The organism is Lactobacillus nasalidis (assembly GCF_016587775.1).
Lineage (GTDB): Bacteria > Bacillota > Bacilli > Lactobacillales > Lactobacillaceae > Lactobacillus > Lactobacillus nasalidis.
Window position 1 is genome coordinate 1 of the sequence record NZ_BOCG01000474.1, and the last position, 2,419, is coordinate 2,419.

General features: G+C 57.7%; 4 protein-coding genes. 1 reads left to right on the forward strand and 3 read right to left on the reverse strand.

Annotation, left to right across the window (positions count from 1 at the left end):
• From lacNas_RS09050 to lacNas_RS09060, 3 genes are all read right to left on the reverse strand, one after another.
• The coding region (locus tag lacNas_RS09050; RefSeq protein WP_201346796.1) for an Rrf2 family transcriptional regulator at positions 1 to 391 on the reverse strand (391 nt) is incomplete at its 3' end.
• 89 nt (positions 392 to 480) lie between these two features.
• Positions 481 to 960: a YcxB family protein gene (locus lacNas_RS09055; RefSeq protein WP_201331651.1), complete on the reverse strand. Its 480-nt coding sequence runs from the start codon at positions 958 to 960 to the stop codon at positions 481 to 483.
• An 83-nt stretch (positions 961 to 1,043) separates the two neighbouring features.
• The gene (locus lacNas_RS09060; protein WP_201331652.1) at positions 1,044 to 1,754 is read right to left on the reverse strand and encodes a DUF975 family protein; all 711 of its coding nucleotides are present in this window, start codon (positions 1,752 to 1,754) and stop codon (positions 1,044 to 1,046) included.
• Between the two features lie 147 nt (positions 1,755 to 1,901).
• Here lacNas_RS09060 and lacNas_RS09065 point away from each other — a divergent pair.
• Positions 1,902 to 2,419, forward strand: a 518-nt coding sequence (locus tag lacNas_RS09065) for a phospholipase D-like domain-containing protein (RefSeq protein WP_244661450.1), incomplete at its 3' end; no start/stop codon positions are given.

A 2,419-nucleotide genomic window follows, 5' to 3' on the forward strand; every position in this document is an offset into this window, starting at 1 on the left:
TTTCCTGCAGGCTGATCTCGCGCATCTTGGCGAAAGCCGCCTCTTCCACTTCCGCGTAGCAGGCGGCCAGCGGCTCTTGAATGTTGCCGCCGACCGGACATTTTTCTTCCGTGTTCTCGTCAACGTGCAGCAGGTGATGATCCATGTCGACAGCCGCGAAGATGTCATAAAGACTGATGCTGGCCGCGCTTCTGGCCAATTCCGGCTTGGCGCTGCCCCGCTGGGTTTTCAAAATCCCCGCCTTGCGCAGGTCCATCATCAAGCTCCGCACCATGCTCGGGTTGGTCACGATGCTGTCGGCGATTGCCCGGCTGGACAGGTCGCCATCCGGAAAAATCTCGATGTAGGCCAACAAGTGCACCGCATCGCTCAATTTATGGGAAAACTTCATAACTACCGGCTCCTTCACAAAAAAGCTTGTTTTCTTAATCCTAACAGCTTTTGCCGCGAAATGCCAATTTTGTCACGTTTCACGTGAAACTATTGCTGGTACTTTTCCCGCAAAAAGCTGATCAGCTCCGGGCTGCAGTTCTTCTTCAACAGCAGCATGCCCTGGTTCTGGTCGGCCAGCAGGACGATCTCCTCCTGCCCTTCCAGGTACTGGACGATCTGCTCGTAGCGGTAGTCGCCGTCGCCCCGGTTGGTCAGGACCAGGAAATGGTCGGGATAGAACTCATAACGGATATAGTCGTCCTTGATCGCGGGCATGCTTTCGTAGATCTTCTTCAGCCGCCGCTTGTAGAGGTAGACGATCGCGGCCGGGTAAAAAGCAATCACCACGGCCAGCAGGACCGTAAGATCGTATTGCCTGAAGAGGAAGGCCGCGATGCCCGCCAGAATCCAGATTGTCTCCGCGATCATGATGATCCGCCGCCGGCTCTTCTCAGTCACCTTCATGGCCATCCTGGTGTATTCCGCCAGGTCCATGCGCAGCTCACTGACATATAAGGCTTGTGCCATCTGCCTCACATCCTTTCTGCCTTTGATTATAAGCCATTCTGGCCGGTCCGCAAAAAAAGACGCGCCCCAGGCGCGTCTCAAAATCAGTATTTGTTTTCCCGGCTGAGTTCGTAAGCCTCAGCCAGTGCTAAATCATAGTACGGGTACAGCCAGATGCCCAAAATTCCCAAGGTGCAGACTGCCAGCAGGAACCAGCCGAAAAAGGACAGGTTCAGGCAGAGCAATTTCCAGCAGCGGCCCTTGGTCAGCTTCCAGCCGGCCCCGATTTCCGCCCAGACCGACCGCTGCCGGCCGCTCTGAATGTCGTCATCGATCACGTAGACGACAAAGGACAGGCGCAGCTCGATCCAGACCAGCAGGGCCAGCAGCAGGACCAGGAGGGCCAGACTCACGGCCAATGGCACCTGCGGAATCGCTGAGCCGACGACCACTGCCGCGATGGCCACGGTCACGGTCCCGATGATCAAGGCTTCGATCACCCCGTAGATGAACAGGCGGCCGATGTGCCGGCCAGTCAGGCCGCACCAGGCATTGGGCTCTTCTTCCCCCTCCTGGAGCTTGCCGCGCCAGCGGTCAAAGAAGATGTATCCGTTGGCCGACAAAAGCGCCGCCGCGACTTCCAAAACAAAAAAGACGACATCGGCCCCGGCGCCGGACTTGGAGTCAGTGGCCTGGTCAACGATGTTGGGGACCAGGTTGGCCACGACCAGCAGCAGGCCCATCGGCATGTAGGTTTTCTTCGGGATCTGTTTCAGGTTTTCCCGCGCCCGGGCGCGGATTTCTTCAGCTTTCATTTTTCATGCTCCTCTGTCAACTCATGAACTGATCATCACTATTATAGCGCTGATTGTTTCACATGTAACATTGACCTTTGTCAATCATTTCCGGCGGCCGCCTGTGTTATGATGGTTAAAAATCTTTTTCCAAGCGAGGTTGATTTCATGGAACTTTCCCCTTTGAGCCCGCCCCGGCTCGTCAGCAATCAAAACGAAAACATCTGGCAGACCCTGCGGCGGGAGCTGCTGACCTGCACTTCCTTCACCTGGGCCGTGGCCTTCATCACGCCCGACATGCTGCCGCCCTTCAAGCTGGTCATGGAAGACCTCCGGGCCCAGGATGTCCATGGAGCCATCATTACCGGGACCTACCTGGCCTTCAACCAGCCCCGGGTCTTCGCTGAGCTCTTAAAAATTCCCAATCTCAAGGTCCGGATCACGGCCGGCCCCTTCCACGCCAAGGGCTACCTCTTTGACCACGAGGACTGGCAGACGGCCGTGATCGGCAGCGCCAACTTCACCCGGTCCGCCCTCCTGGCCAACCAGGAATGGTGCGTCAAGATCTCCTCCCGCCAGGATGCCGCCCTGACCCGGCAGCTCGCGTCTGCCCTGGCCGGGCTGACAGCGGCCAGCCAGCCGCTCACGCCGGACTGGCTGCAATCTTATGCCGCGAGCTGGCAGCC

Coding starts and splice junctions, on each gene's coding strand:
- lacNas_RS09055 (WP_201331651.1), bottom strand. CDS start 960: ATGGCACAAGCCTTATATGTCAGTGAGCTGCGCATGGACCTGGCGGAA.
- lacNas_RS09060 (WP_201331652.1), bottom strand. CDS start 1,754: ATGAAAGCTGAAGAAATCCGCGCCCGGGCGCGGGAAAACCTGAAACAG.